Annotated in this window: 15 protein-coding genes, 2 tRNA genes and 2 pseudogenes; 13 read left to right on the forward strand and 6 right to left on the reverse strand. The window is 57.1% G+C overall.

The window, feature by feature from the left end:
• Positions 1–45: 45 nt before the first annotated feature.
• Positions 46–1,704 (reverse strand): OFA family MFS transporter, encoded by a 1,659-nt coding sequence (locus tag B2V21_RS15800; protein ID WP_049861646.1) that lies wholly within the window; start codon positions 1,702–1,704, stop codon positions 46–48.
• A gap of 406 nt (positions 1,705–2,110) precedes the next feature.
• On the opposite strand from B2V21_RS15800, the gene B2V21_RS15805 reads away from it, so the two are divergent.
• The 4 genes from B2V21_RS15805 (at position 2,111) to B2V21_RS15820 (ending at position 5,840) form a co-directional block, all read left to right on the forward strand.
• Positions 2,111–4,339 carry an AsmA family protein gene (locus B2V21_RS15805; protein ID WP_286917344.1) on the forward strand — a complete coding sequence of 743 codons (2,229 nt, stop codon included), beginning with the start codon at positions 2,111–2,113 and terminating at the stop codon, positions 4,337–4,339.
• Positions 4,336–5,400 (forward strand): A/G-specific adenine glycosylase, encoded by a 1,065-nt coding sequence (gene mutY, locus B2V21_RS15810; RefSeq protein ID WP_286917345.1) that lies wholly within the window; start codon positions 4,336–4,338, stop codon positions 5,398–5,400. The genes B2V21_RS15805 and mutY overlap by 4 nt, the downstream gene beginning before the upstream one ends.
• Positions 5,400–5,672, forward strand: a complete 273-nt coding sequence (locus tag B2V21_RS15815) for an oxidative damage protection protein (RefSeq protein ID WP_090355347.1) — start codon at positions 5,400–5,402, stop codon at positions 5,670–5,672. The genes mutY and B2V21_RS15815 overlap by 1 nt, the downstream gene beginning before the upstream one ends.
• Positions 5,673–5,764: 92 nt before the next feature.
• A tRNA-Phe gene (locus B2V21_RS15820) sits at positions 5,765–5,840 on the forward strand.
• 181 nt (positions 5,841–6,021) lie between these two features.
• On the opposite strand, the gene B2V21_RS15825 is transcribed toward B2V21_RS15820, so the two are convergent.
• Positions 6,022–8,241, reverse strand: coding sequence for a TonB-dependent siderophore receptor (locus tag B2V21_RS15825; RefSeq protein WP_313659554.1), 2,220 nt, complete (start codon positions 8,239–8,241; stop codon positions 6,022–6,024).
• 320 nt (positions 8,242–8,561) lie between these two features.
• On the opposite strand from B2V21_RS15825, the gene B2V21_RS15830 reads away from it, so the two are divergent.
• Positions 8,562–10,307 (forward strand): anti-phage dCTP deaminase, encoded by a 1,746-nt coding sequence (locus tag B2V21_RS15830; protein ID WP_286917346.1) that lies wholly within the window; start codon positions 8,562–8,564, stop codon positions 10,305–10,307.
• Between the two features lie 238 nt (positions 10,308–10,545).
• On the opposite strand, the gene gabP is transcribed toward B2V21_RS15830, so the two are convergent.
• Entirely contained in the window at positions 10,546–11,934 is a 1,389-nt protein-coding gene (gene gabP / locus B2V21_RS15835) for a GABA permease (protein ID WP_049861641.1), read from the reverse strand.
• A 589-nt stretch (positions 11,935–12,523) separates the two neighbouring features.
• Here gabP and B2V21_RS15840 point away from each other — a divergent pair.
• The 8 genes and pseudogenes from B2V21_RS15840 to B2V21_RS15875 form a co-directional block, all read left to right on the forward strand.
• Positions 12,524–13,297: an ABC transporter ATP-binding protein gene (locus B2V21_RS15840; protein ID WP_049861640.1), complete on the forward strand. Its 774-nt coding sequence runs from the start codon at positions 12,524–12,526 to the stop codon at positions 13,295–13,297.
• Between the two features lie 15 nt (positions 13,298–13,312).
• The gene (locus B2V21_RS15845) at positions 13,313–14,056 is read left to right on the forward strand and encodes an ABC transporter substrate-binding protein (RefSeq protein WP_286917347.1); all 744 of its coding nucleotides are present in this window, start codon (positions 13,313–13,315) and stop codon (positions 14,054–14,056) included.
• Between the two features lie 56 nt (positions 14,057–14,112).
• Entirely contained in the window at positions 14,113–14,808 is a 696-nt protein-coding gene (locus B2V21_RS15850) for an ABC transporter permease (RefSeq protein ID WP_049861638.1), read from the forward strand.
• Positions 14,805–15,494, forward strand: coding sequence for an ABC transporter permease (locus tag B2V21_RS15855; protein ID WP_049861637.1), 690 nt, complete (start codon positions 14,805–14,807; stop codon positions 15,492–15,494). The genes B2V21_RS15850 and B2V21_RS15855 overlap by 4 nt, the downstream gene beginning before the upstream one ends.
• On the forward strand, positions 15,479–16,681 hold the full coding sequence (locus B2V21_RS15860) for a methyltransferase (protein ID WP_286917348.1): 1,203 nt from the start codon (positions 15,479–15,481) through the stop codon (positions 16,679–16,681). Before B2V21_RS15855 ends, B2V21_RS15860 begins: the two co-directional genes overlap by 16 nt.
• Positions 16,682–16,971: 290 nt before the next feature.
• Positions 16,972–17,047: transfer RNA gene (locus B2V21_RS15865), tRNA-Thr, on the forward strand.
• Positions 17,048–17,173: 126 nt separating this feature from the next.
• Positions 17,174–17,842 (forward strand): annotated as a pseudogene (locus B2V21_RS15870) (tyrosine-type recombinase/integrase); the annotation flags it as partial.
• A gap of 155 nt (positions 17,843–17,997) precedes the next feature.
• A pseudogene (locus tag B2V21_RS15875) lies at positions 17,998–18,129 on the forward strand (integrase); the annotation flags it as partial.
• Positions 18,130–18,698: 569 nt separating this feature from the next.
• Here B2V21_RS15875 and B2V21_RS15885 read toward each other — a convergent pair.
• The 3 genes from B2V21_RS15885 to B2V21_RS15895 form a co-directional block, all read right to left on the reverse strand.
• Positions 18,699–19,799 (reverse strand): DUF4238 domain-containing protein, encoded by a 1,101-nt coding sequence (locus B2V21_RS15885; protein WP_286917349.1) that lies wholly within the window; start codon positions 19,797–19,799, stop codon positions 18,699–18,701.
• A 216-nt stretch (positions 19,800–20,015) separates the two neighbouring features.
• Positions 20,016–22,679 carry a TrlF family AAA-like ATPase gene (locus B2V21_RS15890; protein WP_286917350.1) on the reverse strand — a complete coding sequence of 888 codons (2,664 nt, stop codon included), beginning with the start codon at positions 22,677–22,679 and terminating at the stop codon, positions 20,016–20,018.
• A gap of 746 nt (positions 22,680–23,425) precedes the next feature.
• Positions 23,426–24,334, reverse strand: a complete 909-nt coding sequence (locus tag B2V21_RS15895) for an alpha/beta hydrolase (RefSeq protein WP_286917351.1) — start codon at positions 24,332–24,334, stop codon at positions 23,426–23,428.
• Positions 24,335–24,548 lie beyond the last annotated feature (214 nt).

Below are 24,548 nucleotides of genomic sequence, written 5' to 3' on the forward strand. Positions count from 1 at the left end.
GCGGTCATCGGCCGCGAAGGGCCATCACCGATTCAAACGTCTACATCAATGAAACAGCACCGCCGTCTTCTGCAGGGTCACCCACACGCCCCACGCCAACGGAATGCCCACGGCCAGCCAGGCCGCGACAGCCAGAGGCTTGGACGCAGGATTGGCCTTCCACTCCAGCACGGTGGTGCCATCGGTGCCCTTGTCATGGCCCAGCGCCTGCTCGGCCTTGAGCTCGGCATCGGTCATGAAGTACTTGTCGGCCACCGGACGTACCAGCGCGTTGCAGATGAAGCCCAGCACCAGCAGGCCGGAGAGGATGTACAACGTGGTGTCGTACACCGCCGCACGGGCCACGCCGTGGGCCAGCTGGTAGTCACGCAGGTTGGTCACCAGCACCGGGCCCAACACGCCGGCCACGGCCCAGGCGGTCAACAGACGACCGTGAATGGCGCCGACCATCTGCGTACCGAACAGGTCGGCCAGGTAGGCCGGCACGGTGGCGAAACCGCCGCCGTACATCGACAGCACGATGCAGAAAGCCGCCACGAACAGTGCGATGTTGCCCGAATGACCCAGGGTCGGTACCGAGGCATACAGCGCCACGCCCAGGGCGAAGAACACGAAGTAGGTCACCTTGCGGCCGATGTAGTCGGAGAACGAAGCCCAGAAGAACCGGCCACCGATGTTGAACAGGCTGAGCAGGCCGGTGAAGCCCGCTGCAATGGCAGCGATCTGCGCCAGTTGCGCCGAGTCCAGCTGGTTGAACGCCAGGTCAACGCCCAGCAGCTTGCCGCCGAACACTTCCTGCAGCAGTGGCGAAGCCATGCCCAGAATACCGATACCGGCGGAAACGTTGAGGCACAGCACCAGCCAGACCAGCGCGAACTGAGGGGTCTTCCAGGCCACGTTAACGTGCACGTGGCGGTTGGTGATCATGCCCTTGGCCTTCTTCGCCGAAGGAACATAGCCTTCAGGCTTCCAACCGGTCGGTGGGACGCGGTACGACAGCGCGCCGCCGATCATGAAGACGAAGTAGATCGCCGCCATCACCAGGAAGCTCTGCCACACGCCAACGCTGGTAGGAGATGCGAAATGGCCCATCAAGGCAGCCGCCAGAGGGGCGCCGACCATGGCACCGCCGCCGAAGCCCATGATCGCCATGCCGGTGGCCATGCCACGCTTGTCCGGGAACCACTTGATCAGGGTCGATACGGGGGAGATGTAGCCCAGCCCCAGGCCGATACCGCCGATCACGCCCGAGCCCAGCCACATCAGCCAGATCTGGTGGGTGTAGATACCCAACGCGGAAATGACCAGACCACCGCACCAGCACAGAGCCGACACGACACCGGCCTTGCGCGGCCCGGCGTGTTCCAGCCAGCCACCCCAGATGGCTGCCGAGCAGCCCAGGAAAATGAAGAACAGGGTGTAGATCCAGCTCAGCATCGACACCGACCAGTCACAGGACGATGAGAACACCTGGCTGAAAAAACTCAGGTCGGGCGCGCACGCCACCGGTGCGGTGATGCCGATTGCCTTGGACAGCGGCAACCAGAACACCGAGAAACCGTACGCCATGCCGATGCACAAGTGAATGGCCAACGCGGCTGGTGGAACCAGCCAGCGGTTGAAGCCAGGCTTGGCGATGATCCGCTCCTTGGACAGAAATCCTGGCTGGGCACCCACGCCGCCGCCCGAAAGACTACTGCTCATTTCGTAACCCCCGTTGATTTTTGTAGTTCAGCTGTCTGCACACAAATGCGCCCACATCCTTCATGCACGTTGGCGATCGATTGTTTTATCGGCAGCATTTGGCAAATCGCGACATAAAGTCGCAGCGGACAGTCGAAGGCGAGAAGATTACCACCAGATGTAACCAATGGAAGCAAACTGCTATCCCTTTATTTCAATGATCTGCCGGATGGTTGGCAAAACCTCCCGAACGGTCCCGAGGATTTCCTCCGGATCGCCGAAACCTGCGCGCCAAAGGGCTCGCGACGCCCTCGCAAGGCAGCGTCGAACGCCTGATGCAACGGCACCGACAGACCGCCCACATCACCAGACGCACAACGTTATACTCTCCCGCTAACTTCCAAATTTCGGACTAAAGGACTCGCCCATGAAAGCGTTCGGCAAAATCCTCGGCCTGTGCATTCTCGGTCTGTTGTTGATTCTGGTGGCCCTGGGTTTCGCCCTCACCCACCTCTTCGACCCCAACGACTACAAGGACGAGATTCGCCAACTGGCACGGGACAGGGCTCACGTCGAGCTGACCCTCAACGGGGACATCGGCTGGAGCCTGTTCCCATGGCTGGGTCTGGAACTGCACGACGCCAGCGTGGCCACGCTCGCCAACCCCAAGACGCCTTTCGCCGACCTGCAGATGCTCGGCCTTTCGGTGCGCGTGCTGCCGCTGCTGCGCAAGGAAGTGCAGATGAGCGACGTACGGGTCGAGGGCTTGAACCTGTCCCTGGAGCGTGACGCCAACGGCCACGGCAACTGGGAAGACATCGGCAAGCCCCTGCCCACCACCACGGCAGACCCCAACGACCCGAACGCCCCGGCAGTCACCGAACCCGGCAAGCCCCAGGCACCGTCGCGCCCGGTCAAGCTGGACATCGACAGCCTCACCGTGAACAACGCCCGCGTGCAGTACCACGACGCGCGCACCGGCCGCATGTACACCGCCGAGAGCATCCAGCTCAGCACCGGCGCCGTTCACGAAGGCGCCGACATCCCGCTGAAACTGACTGCGTTCCTGGGCACCAACCAGCCCGTGGTGCGGGCCCGTACCGAACTGGCCGGCGAGCTTCGCTTCGATCGCGTGCTCAAGCGCTACCAGCTCGAGGACATGCGCCTGAGCGGTGAAGCCTCGGGCGATCCGCTGCAAGGCAAGACGGTCACCTTCAGCGCCCAGGGGCAGTTGCTGTTGGACCAGTCCGCCAACATCGCCGAATGGACCGGCCTCAAGCTGGCCGCCAACCAGATGCGTGCGCTGGGCGAACTGCGCGTGCGCAATCTGGACAGCGAGCCTCAGCTCACCGGTGGCCTGTCGATTGCCGAGCTGGATCTGCGTGCCTTCTTCGACAGCATCGGCCAACCGTTGCCAGCGATGGCCCCGGGCAGCCTCGGCAAGTTCGAACTGGTCAGCCGGCTGCAGGGCACCCGCGACAGCCTGGGCCTGGAAGACCTGACGCTGAAGCTGGACGAGAGCACCTTCACCGGCCGCATCGCCGTGGAAGATTTCGCCCGCCAGGCACTGCGCCTGCAGCTCAAGGGCGACACCTTCAACGCCGACCGCTACCTGCCGGCCAAGACCGAAAAGGCCGCCAACGCCAGCGCGGCGCGCCAGGCCGAGGTGCAGAACAGCGAAGCGGCCGCCGTGGCATCCGGTGAATCGCCACTGCCCGACGCGCCAACCCGCGGCGCCTGGAGCGACGATCGCCTGCTGCCGGTCGAACGCCTGCGAGCCCTGGACGTACAAGCCGACCTCGCCATCGGCCAACTGACCCTCAAGGCCCTGCCAGTGCGCAACGCCACCCTCAAGGCCCAGGGCCAGGGCGGCATGCTGACCTTGCAAACCCTGGCCGGTGGCCTCTACAACGGCACCTTCACCACCCAGGGCACCCTGGACGTGCGTCCGGAAACGCCGCTGCTGGCGTTGCAGACGCGCATCGACAAGGTGCCTGTGGAAAACTTCATCAAATCGCAGAACGCCAACCCACCGGTCAGGGGCCTGTTGAACCTCAACAGCAACCTGAGCGGCTCGGGCAACAGCCAGAAGGCGCTGGTCGAATCGCTCAACGGCACCGCCAGCTTCGCCCTCAACGACGGCGTACTGGTCAACGCCAACCTGGAGCAGCAGATCTGCCGCGGCATCTCGGTGCTCAACCGCAAGACCCTCAACGGCGAACCGCGTGGCAAGGACACACCGTTCAAGGAGCTCAAGGGCAGCCTGGTGTTCCGCAACGGCGTGGCCAGCAACCAGGACCTGCTCGTGCGCATTCCCGGCCTGACCGTCAAAGGCGACGGCGACGTCGATCTGCGCGTACTGGGCATGGACTACCGCGTGGGCGTGGTGGTGGAAGGCGAACAGGGCACCAGTGCCGATCCGGCCTGTCAGGTGGGCGAACGTTTCGTCGGCGTGGAACTGCCGCTGCGCTGCCGTGGCCCGCTGGAGATGGGCGCCAAGGCCTGCCGCATCGACCGTGACGGCCTGGGCCAGGTGGCTGCCAAGCTGGCCGGCGACCGTATTCGCGACAAGATCGACGAGAAGCTCGAAGAAAAACTGGGCGACAAGGTCGACCCCAAACTCAAAGACGCGTTGCGAGGTCTGTTCAACCGATGAGTCCCGAGCAGTTTTCCAGCGCCGTGCTGGAATGGTACGACCGTAACGGCCGGCATGATTTGCCGTGGCAGCAGGACATCAACCCGTATCGGGTGTGGGTCTCGGAAATCATGCTGCAACAGACCCAGGTCAGCACGGTGCTGAACTACTTCGACCGCTTCATGGCGGCGCTGCCCACCGTGCAGGCGCTGGCCGAGGCGCCGGAAGACGAAGTGCTGCACCTGTGGACCGGGCTGGGCTACTACACCCGCGCCCGCAACCTGCAGAAAACCGCCAAGATCGTGATGGCCGAGCACGGCGGCGAGTTTCCCCACGACGTGGAGAAACTGGTCGAACTGCCCGGCATCGGCCTGTCCACGGCCGGGGCGATCGCCAGCATCAGCATGGGCCTGCGCGCGCCGATCCTCGACGGCAACGTCAAGCGCGTGCTCGCCCGCTATACCGCGCAGGAAGGCTATCCGGGCGAGCCCAAGGTGGCCAAGGCGCTGTGGGCCACCGCCGAGCGCCTGACCCCGCAGACCCGAGTGAACCACTACACCCAGGCGATGATGGACCTGGGCGCCACCCTGTGCACCCGCAGCAAGCCCAGCTGCCTGCTCTGCCCACTGGAAAAAAGCTGTGAAGCGCACATGCTTGGCCTGGAAATCCGCTACCCGGTGCCCAAACCGCGTAAGGCCGTTCCGCAACGCGCAACGTTGATGCCTCTGCTCGCCAACCGCGAAGGCGCCATCCTCCTTTATCGCAGGCCCTCCAGCGGCCTGTGGGGCGGCCTGTGGAGCCTTCCCCAGCTCGATGACCTGAACGACCTCGACCACCTCGCCGACCAGCACGCGCTGCATCTGCTCGGCCGGCGCCAGCTACCTGCCCTGACTCACACCTTCAGCCATTTCCAGCTGGCCATCGACCCGTGGCTGGTGCAGGTCGAGCAGACCGCCCACCACGTGGCCGAGGCCGACTGGCTCTGGTATAACCTCGCCACACCGCCGCGCCTGGGCCTGGCAGCCCCGGTGAAGAAGCTGCTGCAACACGCAGCCGACGCCTTGAACGCAGGAGATCTGTAATGACCCGCACCGTAATGTGCCGCAAGTACAAAGAAGAACTGCCCGGCCTCGAGCGCCCGCCCTACCCCGGCGCCAAGGGCGAAGACATCTACAACCACGTCTCCCAGCAAGCCTGGGGCGACTGGCAGAAACACCAGACGCTGCTGATCAACGAGCGCCGCCTGAACATGATGAACGCCGAAGACCGCAAATTCCTGCAGGGCGAGATGGACAAGTACCTGTCCGGCGAGGAATACGCCAAGGCCGACGGCTACGTGCCACCCGCCGAATAACCCAGCAAAATCGTAAGCGACGGTATTAATTAAAATTTTTTTCGACATCACGCTTGACGACCCGTCGAAAAACCAGTTTAATGCGCCCCGTTGCCCAGATAGCTCAGTCGGTAGAGCAGGGGATTGAAAATCCCCGTGTCGGCGGTTCGATTCCGTCTCTGGGCACCACCTTCCGTTTTCAGGTGGTGCCAGCATTACCTGAAAACACACAGAGAGCCCGCCTAGTGCGGGCTTTTTGTTGTCTGGCGTTTCACACCTCGTGAAAGCCTGTGGGCATGCGAATGGATCGAGTTCGGTCCTCGGATCCACTCACAGGCCCAGCGTACCCTCCCTGGCCAAATTGGGTGGCTTACCAGCGAAACGCCACGGTCCCCAGCACCGTTCGCTCCTCGCCCCAATAGCAGCGACCCGCGTTGTTGCAGCCCGACACGTACTCCTTGTCGAACAGGTTCTTAGCGTTCACGTCCACCGACCAATGCTCGTTGATGTCATACCCCACCAACGCATCCACCAGCGTCACATTGCCGGTTTTAAGCTTGCCGTACAGCGTCGGGGCTGTGTAGGCAAAGGTGTTGTCGAAGTAGCGCACGCCGCCGCCCAGGCGCAAGCCGCTCAGCGCGCCGTCCAGGAAGCGATACGTCGCCCAGGTCGACGCCTGGTTGCGTGGAATACCCGTCAATTGATGATCTTCGAATAATGAGCCTGGCGCGTCTTTGGTCACCCGTGCGTCCGTGTAGGTGTACGACGCAACCAGACTGAGATTGGGCGTCACGTCACTGTTGACTTCAAGCTCCAGGCCCTGGGACTTGCTCTCGCCCACTTGCCGGCTGAAGCCGCTGCTGCCTGCGACCACGTCGCGTGATTTGGTCAGGTCGAAAACAGCCGCACTGAAGGTCGTGTTCCACCCTTTGGGCTCGAACTTCACACCCACTTCATACTGCTTGCTGAGAATCGGATCGAGCAGATCGCCGTTGGGCTGGGACGATTGCTGTACGGGGGTGAATGCCGTGGAGTAGCTGACGTAGGGCGAGATGCCGTTTTCGAACTGGTACATCAAACCCGTCTGCCAGCTGAACCGGTGATCCCAGCCATCCAGGTCCGTGGCCGCTATTGCTGCGCTGCCTGGACGCGCCGCGCTGGCACGGTTGCGGTATTCGCTCTGCACCCAGTCCTGACGCCCGCCCAACAGGAAGATCCAGTTGTCGTACTTGCTTTGCAACTGGCCATACGCACCGTACATGTGCTGATCGAGCTGGGAGTTCTGCACGTATTGCGAGGCGTTCGGTTGCACCGCCGAGAACACCGGGTTGAACACGCTGTAAGTACCGCCCAAGCCTGCGTTCCAATCCTGGTTGAACGAAGTGCGGTCGTAACTTGCGCCGAGCAGCACTGTGTTGTCCAGCGCCCCTGAAGTGAAGTGGCCTTCGAACTGGTTATCCACTGAATAGGTGATCGATTTGTTGTCACGATCATAAGCCGTGCTGCTCAACGTACTGCCAAAGCCCGCCCGGTTCAGATTGTTTGGCCAGGTTTCATGACGGTTCAAGCGCGATTCCATGTAGCGCGAGTTCTGACGGAACTGCCAGACGTCGTTGATCTGATGGCTGAACTCATAACCCAAGGTCCAGGTTTCGCGCTCGAAATCGTCCCAGTTCGGATTGCCGTTGAACTGGTCCTTGCCGATCTTGCCATTGACGTTATTGAGCAGCGTTCCTGCTGCCGGATAGCCCAACAGCAACTTCGTGCGGTCGCGCTGGTAAGTCGACAGCAAGGTCAGTGCGGTGTCTTCGCTGAAGTTGAACGTCATCGACGGCGCGATGTAGAGGCGGTCATCCGGCACCGAGTCAACTTGCGTATCGGCATTTCGGCCCAGCATCACCAGCCGGCCCAGAATACGGTTGTCGTCCGTCAACGGACCCGAAACATCGAGTCCGAGTTGGCGGCGATTGTTGCTGCCATAGGTAAACTTGGCCTCGCCCTGCGCGGTTTCGGTCGGCTTTTTACTGACCAGATTGACCAGTCCGCCCGGCGCATTTTCCCCGTAGAGAATCGAGCTTGGGCCTCGAAAGACTTCGGTACGCTCCAGCCCATAGGGCTCGGTGGTGGTGTCGTATCGGTTTCCTTGCAGGCGCAAACCATCTTTCAGCAAGCCATAGCCATAGTCCGTGGCGTTGTAACCGCGGATGGAAAACAGGTCACCGGCCAAACCATCGCCCACGGCGAAAGGCGGCGCGAAAATGCCCGGCACGTAGCCAAGAATATCGGTAAGCGTCTGAGAACCCTGGTCCTGGATGCGTTGGCGCGTGACCACCGAGACGGAACGCGGAGTCTCGGACAAAGGCGTACTGGTTTTGGTGCCCGCGGTGCTGTTCTGTACTTGATAACCCGTACTCTGCTGGCTTTCCGGTGCTTGTTCGGTAATGACCAGGTTCTGCAACTGTAGAACCGAATCGTTGGTTGCAGGCCTGGCAGGCGCCTGGTCAGCAGCGGCGATGCCCTGCCAACTGAGTGTGGCAACGAGTAAAGCCACAGAATTCGCGCTGGAATTAATCTTGTTATTGCGAGCCATCTACCATCCTCTCCCCTGAAGATCCTGCGAAGACCAGCCGTTTTTTTGTGTCGACATATCTCAAAAAGCGGGAGAATCTAGCATGGAGTGATTCGCATTTCTATTTAAGTCGTTTTGGGTTTGAGGATTCTCGTGGTCTCATTGAGCCAGTTCGGGAATAGTTTGGGTGACTCACACATGCTGTTACCTATCACAGGACTGGTTACCGTACGCTCGCGTCTTGATGGGCTATCTTTATTCGCTTCACGTCCCACCTCTCGAAAGTCACCGAGAGTCCCCTCGATCAACGGATTGATCGGCAGCAAGAACAAGGAGTCACCATGCGCTTTGATGGCACGTTCGAAGAACTCAAGATAAAGCTCGAAAGCATTCTGCCCGCTGGCGAATGGCGGGTAATCAACGAAAACCAGCATCAGTTCAAGACTCGCAGCAAAGGCATTCTCAACTGGTACCCGTCTACTGGCACCCTGCACTTTCAAGGCAAATCCCACGCGGCGTCGAAGCTCCAGGAAATGGTCGAGCCTTTGCTCAATAGCCATTACGGAGCGCAGCACACGCAACCTGACGATGCAGCGCAAATGCTGGCAGAGCTTTCCCAGGAACCTGCATCGGACACATCCTATTTCATCGACGATACCTATTCCGATTCCGAGCTCATCATCGGGCTGGTCGGGACGATCGGAACCGACCTTCCGGAGGTGTCGAAGCTGATCGGCGACCGGCTCAAGATTTTCGGCTACGAAACCTGCACCATCAAAGTCTCTACGGATGTCATTGCAAGCATCGGTTCCCCTGCCGACACCACCCATCAGTACGACCGCATCAGCAGCTTCATGGAAGAAGGGAACCGGCTGCGCGGGAAGAGCAAGGACAACGCCATACTGGCATTGGGCGCGGCGGTGCAAATCAACAAGCTGCGAAGCGAGTCGGCCCCCATGCGTCGCCGGGCATTCATCATCAACTCATTGAAAAGCCCTGCGGAAGTCGAGCGTCTGCGCAAGATCTATTCCGATGGCTTTTTTCTGGTCGGCGTCCACGCCGATCTGACACGACGCCATGAGTATCTGGTGAAGGACCTGTCCATGACGGAGGAACAGGCATCGCGCCTGATAGAGCGTGATGCGGACGAGCGCGACGAACATGGTCAGCACACCCGCAACACCTACCATCTCTCCGACTTCTTCATTGACTACAATGGCAACTCCGACTCGTTGAAGAAACAGACGTGGCGTATTCTCGACCTGCTTTTCGGTCGCCCCTACATCACCCCGACGTTCGACGAGTACGCGATGTTCATGGCGTTTTCCGCCTCGTTGAGGTCTGCCGACCTCTCGCGTCAGGTAGGGGCAGTCCTGACCAAGCACCGCTGCATCATCGCCACCGGGGCCAATGATGTTCCCAAGGCCCACGGAGGCCTTTACTGGCCCGAAAAGGATCCGGACACCCACGGCATCGTAGATGCGCCTGACGGGCGTGATTACATGCGCGGTCAAGACTCCAACGCCATCCAGAAAAGGCTGATCATCGACGATATCCTTGCGGTCGTTCCGCAGGAGTATCACCAGGAACTGGCGCCATTGATCAGAAAGAGCAAGATCAAGGACATCACCGAATATGGCCGGGTGGTGCATGCCGAAATGGAGGCCTTGCTGTCGAGCGCCCGCTCGGGTGTGAACTGCTCGGGCAGCGACTTGTACTGCACGACTTTCCCCTGTCACAACTGCGCCAAGCACATTGTGGCTGCAGGTATCAAACGGGTGGTCTACGTAGAACCCTACCCCAAGAGCAAGGCTCTGGAATTTCACTCCGACGCCATCTCGCTCGGGAACAACCCGGACAATGTCGTATTCGAACCTTTCATCGGGGTTGGCCCGCGGAGCTTTTTCAACCTATTCTCGACGAATCTCGGCAGCGGCTACCCGGTGGCACGCAAGAACGACGACGGCGAAATCGTCGAGTGGAAAGAAGAGAGTGCAAAGCTCAGGACCCAGATGCTTCCGTGCTCTTACATGGATCGTGAAGCAGCAGCAGCGAATCTGCTGTCTACCTACATAGAGGGAACCTAAATGACGACCAAGAAGCAGGAATTTCTAAACCACGTATCCATGTGTCGACAAGCTGTCGCTCGCTGGCCAAGTTGGAAGCAGGATATCTTCAAGCCTCCGGCAGGCCCGAAGAACAGCGACATGGCGCAAAAAGAACACAGTTTGCGAGGACCGTTAGGGCAGTGACCTGTCCATCCTGAAACGACAAAGGCCGCTGTCATCACTGACAGCGGCCTTTGCATTCCAACGATCCAATCGATCAGCGGCTCAGCGCTACTCGCGCATTACCGGCCTTGCGACGGCTGGAGACGATCAGGCCCGCAACCACGACCGCGATGGCCAGGCCGCCCGTAGCGAGGATTTCCACGCGGTGGTCTTCGCGCAGCGCCATGGTGGTCAGTACTGCAACGATGAACAGGATGACCAGGTAGGTGAGGCCGGGGAACAGCCACATCTTGAAGTCGATCTTCTCACCGGCGATCTCGCGCTTGCGGCGCATGCGAAGTTGCGACACAGCGATCACCAGGTACACCAGCAACGCGATGGCGCCGGAAGTGGCGAGCAGGAAATCGAACACGGCGGCTGGCGCGACGTAGTTGGCGATCACGGCCACGAAGGCGGCGGCGGTGGACATCAGCACGGCTACCGACGGGGTGCCCGACTTCGAGGTTTTCTGTGCGGCAGCCGGCGCATCGCCACGCTTGCTCAGGGAGAACAGCATGCGCGAAGCGGTGTACAGCGCCGAGTTCAGGCAGCTGGTTACGGCGACCAGTACCACGATGTCGACTATTAGCTTGGCGTTGGGAATACCGATCAGCTCCAGCACGGTCTGGTAGGAACCCAGCTCGGCCAGGCGCGGGTCGTTCCATGGCACCAGGGCCACCACCAGAAAGATCGATACGAGGTAGAACAGGAAGATCCGCCAGATCACCGAGTTGGTGGCCTTGGAGATCTGCTGACCAGGGTTCTTCGATTCGGCGGCGGCGATGGTGACGATTTCGGTGCCCATGAACGAGAACATGGTGGTCAGCATGGCAGCGACGACGGCGCCCAGCCCGTTGGGCATGAAGCCCATGGTGTCGGTGAGGTGGCTGACACCGCTGACCTGGCTGTTGGGCATGAAGCCGAACACCGCGCCCAGGCCTACGACGATGAAGGCGATGATCGCCAGCACCTTTATCAGCGCGAACCAGAACTCGAATTCACCGTAGTTCTTCACGCTGAACAGGTTGGTTACCGTCAGCACCAGGGTGATCACCAAAGCGAACACCCAATGCGCAACATCGGGAATCCACGCGTGCAGGATCGAGGCGGCGGCGTTGGCTTCCAGCGGGATTACCAGCACCCAGAACCACCAGTACAGCCAGCCGATGGAGAAACCGGCCCAATGGCCGATGGCGCGGTCGGCGTAGGTGGAAAACGAACCGGTGTCAGGCGAGGCAACGGCCATTTCACCCAACATGCGCATGACCAGTACCACCAAGCTACCGGCAGCGGCATAGGCCAGCAGCACGGCGGGGCCGGCAGCAGCGATGGCGTGGCCGGAACCTACGAACAGGCCGGCACCGATCACACCGGCGATCGACAGCATAGTTACATGACGCGGCTTGAGTCCCTGAGCGAGACCTGTGGAATTCTGCGTACTCATAAAACTACCTTTGCGAAAAATAGCGTTCTGTCCGGCGGTGATCGCGAGCCTTGTGCAAAGTCCGCTACACCCCGTTCCATATCTTTTACGCAAAAATTGCGCCAAATTGTACCAAGGTATATCCTGCCGCCCTGAATCGGACCTCTCGACCGATCGTGGCAAGGGATTGAATCCGTTGAGGTTTGCCCTTGTGGCTCCGGCGCATTACCGAACTACTCAGCCTGGGTCGTTATGCCGCACCAAAAAACGACGCCGGTAACACCCTCGCACAAAAACAGTGCAACCTAAAGGCGCAACTTTTGCGCGGACAATGCACGACTCAGGTGCTACTTCGTGCCACCTGCCTCTCATCGCGCCATTGAACATCCCCTGCATTCGCGCTTTCCTCGTCCCGGCAAAACTGGCAACATCGCGCCTTTTTACCGCGCCCTGCCTGTCCGAAGTCCTGCCCACAGTGCCCTTGCACCGTGCATCAGGCACTCGAGAACCCAGCTGCACGTTCAGTCCCGCCATCCGCGCTATGCTAGCTGTGCGCCTGGCTGTTCATGTCGACGATGGCAGGCCGCACCCGCCCATATGAGGACCGCACATGGCTCAGGCCACGCCCGCTCTGGAAATCCGTAACCTGCACAAGCGCTACGGTGCACTGGACGTGCTCAAAGGCATATCGCTGGCCGCCAACGACGGTGCAGTGATCTCCATCCTCGGTTCATCCGGTTCCGGCAAGTCGACCCTGCTGCGCTGCATCAACCTGCTGGAAAACCCCCATCAGGGCGAAATCCTGGTGGCCGGTGAAGCGCTCAAGCTCAAGGCCGCACGCAACGGCGAGCTGATTGCCGCCGACAATCGCCAGATCAACCGGCTGCGCAGCCAGATCGGTTTTGTGTTTCAAAATTTCAACCTGTGGCCGCACATGAGCGTGCTCGACAACATCATCGAAGCGCCGCGCCGTGTGCTCGGCCAGAGCCGCACCGAAGCGGTCGAGGTGGCCGAGGCGCTGCTGGAAAAGGTCGGTATCGCCGACAAGCGCCACGCCTATCCGAACGAGCTTTCCGGCGGTCAGCAACAACGTGCGGCGATTGCCCGCACCCTGGCCATGCAACCCAAGGTTATCCTGTTCGACGAGCCGACCTCGGCGCTGGATCCGGAAATGGTCCAGGAGGTGCTCTCGGTTATTCGCAACCTGGCCGAAGAAGGCCGTACCATGCTGCTGGTGACACACGAGATGGGCTTCGCCCGGCAAGTCTCCAGCGAAGTGGTGTTTCTGCATCAAGGTCTGGTGGAAGAGCAGGGTACGCCCGAGCAAGTATTCGACAACCCCTTGTCGGCGCGCTGCAGGCAGTTCATGTCCAGCAACCGCTAACGGAGCAATAACAATATGAACATCAAGAAACTCTTTCTGGCGGTTGCCGCCACACTGCTGGTCAACGGCGCGGCCATGGCGGCCGAAAAACTGCGCATGGGCGTGGAAGCGGCCTACCCACCGTTCAACAGCAAGGACACCAGCGGCCAGGTCGTGGGCTTCGACGTCGACATCGGCAAGGCCCTGTGCGCGAAGATGGAAGTGGAATGTGAAGTGGTCACCTCCGACTGGGACGGCATCATCCCCGCGCTGCAGTCGCAGAAGTTCGACTTCCTGGTGTCGTCCATGTCGATCACCCCCGAGCGCTCGGCAGTGGTGGACTTCACCAACCCCTACTACAGCAACAAGCTGCAGTTCATCGCCAAGAAGGGTGTGGATTTCCCCATCGACCGCGAAAGCCTGGAGAACAAATCCATCGGTGCCCAGCGCGCGACCCTGTCCGGCACCTGGCTGGAAGACAAGTACGGTATCGAGGCTCAGCTCTATGACACCTCCGAAAATGCCTTCCTGGACCTGAGCAGCGGCCGCCTCGATGCCATCCTGGCCGACAAGTACGCCAGCTACGACTGGCTGAAAAGCAAGGCCGGCCAAGACTTCGAGTTCAAGGGCGATGCGGTCGAGGAAAGCGACAAGATCGGCATTGCCGTCCGCAAGGGCGACGCTCTGCGCGAGAAGCTGAACGCGGCACTGCAGGAAATCATCGCTGACGGCACCTACAAGCAGATCAACGACAAGTACTTCCCTTTCAGCATTCTCTGACAGCCCGGCAGGCGTCGACCTACAAGGCCGACGTCTGCCCCTGAACAAGCCTGCCCATGAACATCGATCTCTATGGCTTCGGCCCTGCGCTTGCCGCAGGCGCGCTGATGACCGTCAAACTGGCCCTCAGCGCCCTATGCCTGGGGCTGTTGCTGGGCCTCGCCGGGGCTCTGGCGAAAACCTCGCGCAACCGCCCCCTGCAGTGGCTCGGCGGTTTCTACTCGACGCTGGTACGCGGCATCCCCGAGCTGCTATGGGTGTTGCTGATCTACTTCGGCACCGTCAACGGGCTGCGCAGCTTCGGCCTGGCGCTGGGCGTCGGCAGCCTGGAGCTCAGCCCTTTCGCCGCTGGCGTGATCGCCCTTGGCCTGTGCTTCGGCGCCTACGCCACCGAGGTGTTCCGCGGCGCCATCCTGGCCATTCCCAAAGGCCATCGCGAAGCCGGCCTGGCCCTGGGCCTGAGTACGTCGCGCATCTTCATCCGCCTGGTGCTGCCGCAGATGTGGCGCATCGCCCTGCCGGGGCTGGGTAATCTGTTTCTGATTCTGATGAAGGACACCGCGCTGGTGTCCGTCATCAGCCTGGAAGAAATCATGCGCAACGCGCAGAACGCCGTCACCGTCAGCAAACAGCCGTTCACCTTCTATATGGTCGCCGCCCTGATGTACCTGAGCCTCACCGTGGTCGCCATGGTTGCCCTGCACTTCATGGAGAAACGCGCCGCGCGCGGCTTCGCGAGGGCCTCGCAATGAACTGGGAAGTGATCATCAAGTGGCTGCCGCGCCTCATGCAAGGCGCCACCCTGACCCTGGAACTGGTCGCCATCGCGGTGCTGGCCGGACTTATCCTGGCCATCCCGCTGGGCATCGCCCGCACCTCGAAGAAGTGGTACATCAGCGGGCTGCCCTACGCCTACATCTTCTTCTTTCGCGGTACGCCGCTGCTGGTGCAGCTGTTCCTGGTGTACTACGGGCTGGCACAGTTCGACGCCGTGCGCGAGAGCAGCCTATGGCCCTACCTGCGCAGCCCGTTCTGGTGCGCCGCCGGGACCATGACCCTGCACACTGCCGCCTACATCGCAGAAATCCTGCGCGGCGCCCTGCAAGCCATTCCCAAGGGCGAGATCGAAGCCGCCCGCGCCCTCGGCATGTCTCGCAGCAAGGCGCTGGTGCACATCATGCTGCCACGCGCCGCCCGCATCGGCCTGCCGGCCTACAGCAACGAAGTGATCCTGATGCTCAAGGCCAGCTCGCTGGCCAGCACCGTCACCCTGCTGGAACTCACCGGCATGGCCCGCACGATCATTGCCCGCACCTACCTGCCGGTGGAAATCTTCTTCGCCGCCGGCATGTTCTACCTGGCCATGTCGTTCGTGCTGGTGCAGGCCTTCAAACTGCTCGAGCGCTGGCTGCGCGTGGACGCGTGCCAGGGCCGCTGACCCTGCAAGGCGACCAGCTGCGTGAGCGCTTTCACGCACTGGACGCCTTTTTGGCCGCGCACGTCGATCTCTGGCGACCCAAGCCCTTCAACCAACTGACTTTGCCTTGGGAAGCGCAATATCCCGAGCTTGCCACCTGGCTGCGCGCCCGCACCCTGGCCGAGGCCGAGGCTGTGCATAACTCGCTGCTGGACCTGGACGCCCCCGCGCCCTTTCCTGCGTTGGCCCGGCAGGCACATGCGCTCAGCGCAGTGGGCCCACTGCCGACCACTGACGTGCCCGCCGCTCGCCACCGGCTCAACGTCGACGTGCCCGGCCGCAAATGGCAACAGATCGAAGCCTTCGCCGCTGCCCTGCCCTTCGCCGATTCCACCAGCCACTGGCTGGACTGGTGCGCCGGCAAAGGCCACCTCGGCCGCCGCCTGCTGCGCGATGACCAGCGCCTCACCTGCCTGGAATACGACCCCGCACTGGTCGCCAGCGGCGCCCAACTCAGCACCCGCCATGCCTTGCCCGCCCACCACCGGCTGCAAGACGTCATGGCCGACGACCTGCGCCTGCAAGCCTGCACCACCCCCGTCGCCCTGCACGCCTGCGGCGACCTGCACGTCCAGCTCATGCACCGCGCCACCCAGGCGGGCTGCCAGTACCTGGCCTTCGCACCCTGCTGCTACAACCGCACCCAAAGCGCCTATCGCCAACTGTGCAGCGAACCCTCCGCCCTTTCCCTGACCCTCGAAGACCTCGGCCTGCCCTTGGAAGCCACCGTCACCGCCGGCGCCCGCGTGCGCCGCCAGCGCGACCAATCCATGGCCCGCCGCCTCGCCTTCGACCTGCTGCAGCGCGAGCAACGCGGCACCGACCACTACCTGCCCTGCCCCTCCCTGCCCGCCGCCTGGTTGGACAAACCCTTCGCCGACTACTGCCGCGACCTGGCCGGACTGCAGAGCGTACCCATAGGGCGTGGTGTGGACTTCGATGACCTCGAAGCGCGCGGCTGGCAACGACTGGCCCACGTCCGCAACCTCGAACTGCTGCGCGGACTGTTCCGCAGGCCCCTAGAGCTGTGGCTGGTGCTCGACCGCGCCCTGTACCTGCAAGAGCGCGAGTACACCGCACAGATCGGCACCTTCTGCCCGGAAACCCTGACGCCCCGCAATCTGATGATCATCGCCGAACGCACCTGAAGCCTGCGCAACCTGTGGATAACTCTGTGGGTAGAAGTGCGACGCGACGCATCGGTGCTGCGCCAGAACGCTGGAATGCAGACTGGTCATTTTTCGGTCATGTCCGATTCGCCAGCGAAAACAGTAGCTTGCGAACGATGTCATCAAAACGACCTAATCGGCGAACGGTCGACCGGGTTGGCACGCCGAATGTGCATAAGCACTGACGGGTTAAGAGCTAAAGACGAAGAAATTATGCCGCAGGGGGGTTTACTCGGGCGATCGAATGGCTATAATCAGCGCCCTCACTTGCCGGTATAGCTCAGATGGTAGAGCAACTGACTTGTAATCAGTAGGTCCCGGGTTCGATTCCTGGTGCCGGCACCATAGTTTGACGAGAAAGGCTCACCGCAAGGTGGGCCTTTTTTGTTTATGGCTTTGGTCGGGGGTCCGACTCACGCACAATCCCTGTAGGAGCGGCCAGTGGCCGCGAAGACGTTGGTTCAATCACCGCCGCCCAAGCCCCTATCAAATATCCCCCTCTCCCCCGTACGCAAACGCCGCGCAGAATTTCGGCCACTATGGCTTTACATGTTTGTGCGCCCTAGCCAACTGCGCTTTGCAAGGTGGAACAAATTCGACCTCAAGCGCGGCATCTGGGAAATCCCTGACACCCGCCCAGCGCTGGACGTCGTACCCTTTTCCACACTCGGTACAAAATGGCGGAGAAATTCACCTTGTACCCTTACCCCCGCAAGCGGTGACCTTGCTGGAGCAGATCCACAAGATCACCGGCAAATTCGACCTAGTGTTTGCTTGAGATGCCAAACCATGGAAACTAATGTCCGAGAACACAGTGAAAGCTGCTTTGAGGACGATGGGCTACGACGCTAAAGTGGACATCTGCGGCCACGGCTTTCGCTCCATGGCGTGCAGCGACTGATCGAGTCCGGATTGTGGTCGGAGACGTCCATCGAGCGGCAGATGAGCCATAAGGAGCGGGACAATGTCCGCGCCGCGTATATCCACAAGGCCGAACTCCTTGAAGAACGCCGGATGATCATGACTTGGTGGAGCCGGTTTCTGGAGGCGAATCGCGACTACCATATGACGCCGCATGAATTTGCCGAGCGGTCGGGCGAGAACGTCACGCGGATTCTCAGTGCCAATTGGGCAGAGTAGCCTGCCGCCCCACCGCTACAAACTCGCTGTGAAATTACACGCCGCGCCGCATGAAGCTCTCCCGCGCGGGTCTTTTTAAAAGGGGCTGCAAAGCCATCCCGTTTAAAAGGAGCGACCTTTGAAAAAATACGGCTGGCACAGCTAAGCGTCATCGAGCACCTATAAACGATGGTGAATGTTACCGGCTAAATCAGCGCCTTGATCGAGCGGCCCGGGCGCTAATCGGCTATGAGCTCGGGCACGGACGAATAGATGTGGTCGCTGCCTACATAGGAGGTCGGATATGAGTAAGGCATTCGATATGGAACTGGTCTTGGCTGGCGTGCTAATTAGTTCGCACGCAACGCGGCAACGCCATTTGCGCCAAGCAAAAAGCATTCAAGTTGCAACCGTAAAACGTTGGCAGCGTTAAAACCCATGGACCTAGCAAAGGAAACATATGTGTGGTTTCTCGAAAATCGCTTGAGCGGACGCAGCGAGGCTACGCGGTATTACTACTTGCTGATGGTACGGATGCTCGCTCGCCGTCTAGAAAAAACATGGTCCTTTTCTCCTTGAGTGGAACCAAATCCTAATGGTTGCGAGCGCAAGAAATTGCGCCATGCGCAGCTACCTACGGATGTGGAGATTGCGTCCTCTCTCTTAATTTTCCGACAGCTGACATTATGCAGGAATCCTGGGCCAGTTTCATGCTGCTATCCCACTCCCCTCAATTCGTCTATGATATTGATAATATCATCCTGTTGAAGCTCAGGCAGCCTTACTTGCACCCATCCTAATTGTCTAGAGTAGCGAATATGCTTGATTAAGCCCTAAAATTAATGATGACTCATATCAAAACTTGATACCGCCACTTCTAACTTTTGTATGGTGAAATTTTTAAGAAAGGCCGATCAGTGTAAATGAGCGACGCTGGAGCGCGCCTTAGATACCCTAACCCTGTTCCGTTATAATATGCGCAGCTTTTATTTCGTCTTAGCAAAAAACTAGGCCATTTTGTTGGAGACGTATAGATGGTCTCTGCATGCATTATTCCGTCATTATGTTTTATGAACTCCGACTTTGGAACCACCTGATATTTTTTATGAGTACCTACTGCTACCCCATCGAAAACCGCAAAGTTTATTCTGTGTCGTTCAGCCGAGCGGCGATGGCACAGCTCACGCACGAATTTATGAAGCTCATCCGCGTAATTCAAGTCCTTGAGAAAAAGATTGGCTCGACAATTCAATAGCTGAAATTCGTTAAGGCTTTCAACATCGGAAACCTGCCGAACCATCAAACTTCCATCATCACTTGGAATCCTGTAAACATCGGCATCATAACCTATGCAATATAATCTTGGAGATAAAGGTAGCAAAATAATAGCCCCCGCATCCCTGAGACCAAGTGAACCACCTCGGGTTCTCTTATCTTCCAGCTGCCATCTATTGGTGAGAACTGCAGGATCATCCGAAGTTACAAACGGAACGTTGGTGGAATTTTTCAAAAGGCAAATTTTTAAATCTGACACCGAGTGCATACATTCAGCAAAAACATGCATAGCCGATTGTACCGCTTCCTTGATGTTTAACGAGAATGCGCCTGCCGCATTCACAGGGTCTATCATATCGTTAAACATTTTGGCTGCCCGTCGACCTGCCCCCTCGGTGCGCAGATGTTGGAATAGCCAAAAAATTTGGAGGATTTCCTTGTGGCCTTGGGTTAATTTGCAGCCAGGCTTCAGGGTCTTACGTAAAACTGCCGCATATGCTTGTTCTAAAGACTGTGTCGCTTTCTCAAGCTGCTCATCCTGGCCGTAAAAATAATCGCTAGAACATTGATTCTTAACAGGTGCATTGGGAATAATTTTTTTTCGGTCAAGGTTGTACACATTGATAGCTGCCCCTTCGCCATCCAGAGTAAATGGCCTTAGATAACATTTTGGAACAAAGTGTTGGTTTTTATTCGACGCCATAGATTTTTCTCATAATCAAGTGTTTCACAAACCCGAAAAACGGCTTACCTGAAGAATAAATCGATCCTTAAAAATGTTAGCACAAGTCAAACGATAAATTTAGCAACATGAACGCACGACATATAGAAACTGGCAAATTCCGACACAGAAATCACGTATAAATTCTCCGATAATACCGACGTAGGGCGCTACTAATAGCGCCCTACTATGCAGCCTCTACGCGATCCCGTACTTGCGCTCACGGTTTTCGAAGGCAGTATGACCACCTTCTAGTATGCGGCATACCATTGCTTTTATCCCTTGCTCAGCTCTAACGCTTCCATCTTCGAGAGCACCGGCCACGTAAGAAATTATTTCCCCATCGTTATTGGCAACAATGACTTGCTCGGCATCCGAATTGACTACAAGATTCGCGTTATGGGTCACGATTATAACTTGCCGATACTTCTTGATTGATTTGAATAGCGGAACCAAGTCCGACACAATAAACTCATTATCAAGGTCATCCTCTGGCTGATCGAAGACAAATGGGCTGCCAAAAGGATCTGTAGCAAGCTTCAAGCAAACATAAAAAGTACCGCGCTGCCCAACGGACAGCTTATTTACCGGCTTACCCTTATAAGTAAATTGCGCATTCACATAATAGTAATCCTGAAGCGATCTGGGATTGAAAAGATAGTTCATTAGCTCGTATCGCCCTCCTTGGTTAAAGTATTCAGTCTCCCAAAAAAACTCCTCAATACTAACGTGCTTCTCATTTATAAAAATTATTTTCTGGCCGCTAATAAGTTTGAGGAGTGAAGCACTATCAGTGACGTTAAACGTTTCCTCCAGTTTTTTTCTTGTGGATTTATCGCCAGAAGATCGAAATTTGCCCCGATTGAGGCAATTTTCTATGCCCCTATAAAATTTGTCAGCATCAAAGGTAGCGGTGCCGGTGATGCTAATGTTTTTAAGTATATTCTGCACGATATTATTTTGTTCTTCATTCCACTCGCCATTGATCTGCTGCAATGTTCCAAACGCGACATCTACCGCCAATCTATTTTTCTCGATAAACATGTTATAACTTGTTGCCAGTTCACCTCTGCGCCTTACCAGATTGTGGTACCGTTCAGTTTTTTCATGTATTTCAACAAGCTTTTGGTGGGCGCGATCTATGTACGATTGAAATTCATTTACCTTGTTAAGAAGCGACGAAATATCCTGATTTATGCCTTGCTTCGTAAATTCCGCCTTAATATAGTCATTAGCAGTGGAGATCTTAAGAGATTCTTGATGAGCTCCTTCAATATTATTAGCTAAGGTAAGCAACGCCTGTTCTGCATTTATAGGCTCTACACTCTTGGCTTTTAAATTCTGATTGTTATAGTCTATTATTCTTTCATTCAGAGATTTAAGCGTCCGCTCAATCAGAGCTTTTAATTCGCTAGAACTTGTTGAGATCTTTGCGTATCCGTTTAAGATACTGGAATTTGCTTTATACTGCTCAATCAAATTTTTATTTTGCTCACTGGTTAAAGTGCTTATCAATTTTGAGTTTTTCTCGATGACGCCATTTTGGTATTGCGGTGTATTCACCAACTCGCCAGAGCTATCCTTTGACTGCCAAAACTCAATAAACTCTCGATAAGCACTTAGATTCTCACTAAGCTCTTGAGTAGTTACCGAATCGAACTCTTCGTCTCTGATGCTCAACATTCGCTTTATTTCTGCGCTTAATGATCCAGGATTTTTGCTAAAGTTATGAATATCCCCTTGCGATACGTGCAAGTAAGAGTAAGCATCATTAGTAAGCTCATCGAAGGCTAAACGCTTACCCGAATCACCACCTTGATTCAAAACAATTGAAATCTTTTCAACACTAACTTCGCCAGCTCGCTGGGAGGACGACTGTTTGCTGAGTCTTGAAAGCATAGAATCTAAAAAGATACTTTTTCCAGTTCCTCTCCCCCCAATGATAGCGACTAAATTAGGGTTCAAGAGTATCTCTTGTTGCTTAAAGCTGAGTTCACTATCCTCGAAAATTCTGCCAGATATAGATATCTCACTAAAATATGGTTTGATGAAATTTTTTTCAGTGAAATGGTCTGATTGTTGCACTCTGTCGGCCGGTTCAAAGATGGTCTGCCTTAAGCCCTGGAAATTTGGAGAGGCTTTGACCCAAGTATATTTAGAGCTAACTAAACCAATTTCATGCGCGTCGGAACAAATGTAAACCGGCTTAGCGATCGCCCCTTCATATCGTTTCGTGTCAAGGAAGAACTCCCTATCTCTTTCCCTGCCAAAAACTAGCTGACCAACTTTATCAATTTCTTTAGCTACCGCCACTGAACGCCCTTCAGTCGCCTTGGGTTGAAAACCTCCATACCCACAAGGACATATAGCCAACAAGAAATCACTGCCTAGCTGCATTGAGCCTTGAACATGTTCAATCAACGCCTTTAGATCGACAACTACGTCAGAAATTTTCACACAGTTATCTTTAAAGGACTCTTCTGAACACCAAATAGTCATACCTTGATTATTGGTGTTCATTACTTTAAATTTTTCAAGAACCGAATTTATATGCTTTGTCGAGAATCGTTCCGAAAATATCAAATGAACGTTAATCCATTCGCCATCCTTGTTGGGCTGCGTTAATCGAAACTCTAAGTTTCCGAGCACAGTAACTTTAGAATTTAACCGAAGCAAAGCGTCTCGAATCTTCTCAAGTTCGTCTTCTTGAAAGAAGAAATAATTAGTCACGCCAATTAGAGCGATATCTTGCTCAATGATCTTTTGGGCATATTCATCGATAGATATTTTGAATTGGTTATTTAAGTTTGTCAGCGGGCTATGCAGGTGCAAATCCCATTTCGTCCACGTTGATCCACGCATTCCCTTGTCCTTAATAAACCAGCATGATTGAATACCTACCTCAGGTAGCTAGTGATCCTGTTCAGTAGTAGTATTTTTTTTGTTCGCCACCCACATGATATAGACAGCGATGCCGCACAGTGGCAAGTTGCCACTGTATTTTTCTACCAAATCAACAGCCATCGTCAAGCGAAAACGGTAGAAAATACACCTCCGGCGATGGCTGGGTGGACCCCGCGATGCTCGCATCTGCTGATTTCGGATGATGGTTGACCGCAACGAGTGGATCGTGCCGGGTTGTAAGCGGCAGCTCCCACTATTCTAGTGAAAAACAGTCCTTAGTTTTCTCAAGAGAAAAGTGCGCGCGAGAGGGTGGAGTTTCCAAGCTGCGATAGGGATTCGCTCATTTTGTGTAGCGAGGCGCGAGCGAGGCTATGTTAGCTATCAGAATGGCCAAAGCGCCGGATAGTGGATTTTTCGTTAGTAGTCACTGGGTAATCGTAGGCTTCGGTACTTTGCTGTCGCTTGACATAGCTGGGGAGGATTGCAGGTTCGACACGCAACACGTGCTGGCACACCACAAGCGCATGGCCTTGGGTAGACTTCATATACATCTATGTAGCACAGTGCAGGCACCAAAAGATATTTTCAGGGATAGCACACCTCGATCTGCAATATTAATTATTAAATCAATTAGTTATTAAGATTTTCGAATCTTGGTGCCGCACTACAGCGGACAAAACCGCCGCGGCAACGCCAATCACACATCACCCCAACCTCCCCAACCACGCCTCATACCTCCCCGGCCACTCCCCAGCCGCAGTCCCCCTCCTCCCCAACCCAAACCCATGCCCCCCTGTTGCATACCGATGCATCTCCACAGCCACCCCACGCTGCTCACACGCCGCAGCCATGATCAGCGTATTGTGCGGATCCACCACCGAGTCATCCTCCGCCTGCACCAAAAACTCGGGCGGGGTGTTCCCGGTCACCCGATTCTGCACAGACCACTCAGCCTCTTTTTGCGCCGACGCGTCTGGCCCCACCAGCACCTTGTGGGTCGAGGTATGTGTATAAGGCCGCTCCAACGTAATCGGTGGATAGATTAACGCCGCTCCTTCAACCACGGCGGATAGCGAGTCGATGCTGTCCTGCGCTGCATAGGTCTGAGAATCGCCAAGCGTTGCGGTCATGCCCATCAGATGTCCACCGGCTGAAAAGCCTAGTAGCGAGACGTGGCTTTCCCGGCTGCGGACTATGCGCAGCGCGCGTTGTGCATCTTGCAGTGCGACGATGTTGCCGGCGTTCCAGCCTTCACTCGGCAAACGGTAGGCCAGCACGTACGCGGTGTACCCGCGCTCCGTGAGCCACTCCGCCAAGGGCCATCCCTCGATCCCCAGTTCGATTCGTTTGTACCCGCCACCGGCAGAGACAATCACCGCTTTTCCGTTGGGTTTGACGGGTCTGAAGATCTGTAGGTATGGACGGGTGACGTTGCTTAGCGAGCCATGGGATGTGAGCAGGTGGTTGCCCGAGGGTCCGCCTCCCCCTGGCGGGACGTCGCTCCACAGCTGGACTGTTTCACTGTTGGCCGTTGGATCTTTGGCCTGAATGGCCGCGACTTTCAACATCAACACTGCCGTGCCGGCGCCTAGAATGAAATTGCGGCGATTCATGAAAGCTCACTCGGTCTATGAACAAGGGTTTTGCATTTCCAGCCTGGGGGCTTGTCTGGTGCGTTAGAAACACTACCTCAAATTTCACCAACCTACCTGCTCCGGAAAGTTATTCCTGCAGTCATGTGTCGGCGCTCGGTCCCTGACCCGCACCGTAGCCGATGAACCCAATGTTCAGTTGATCATCAAACTCAAGCCAAGTGCGGCTGACAAA

Origin of the sequence: Pseudomonas sp. UBA6276 (assembly GCF_002438365.1) — a bacterium.
Lineage (GTDB): Bacteria > Pseudomonadota > Gammaproteobacteria > Pseudomonadales > Pseudomonadaceae > Aquipseudomonas > Aquipseudomonas coleopterorum.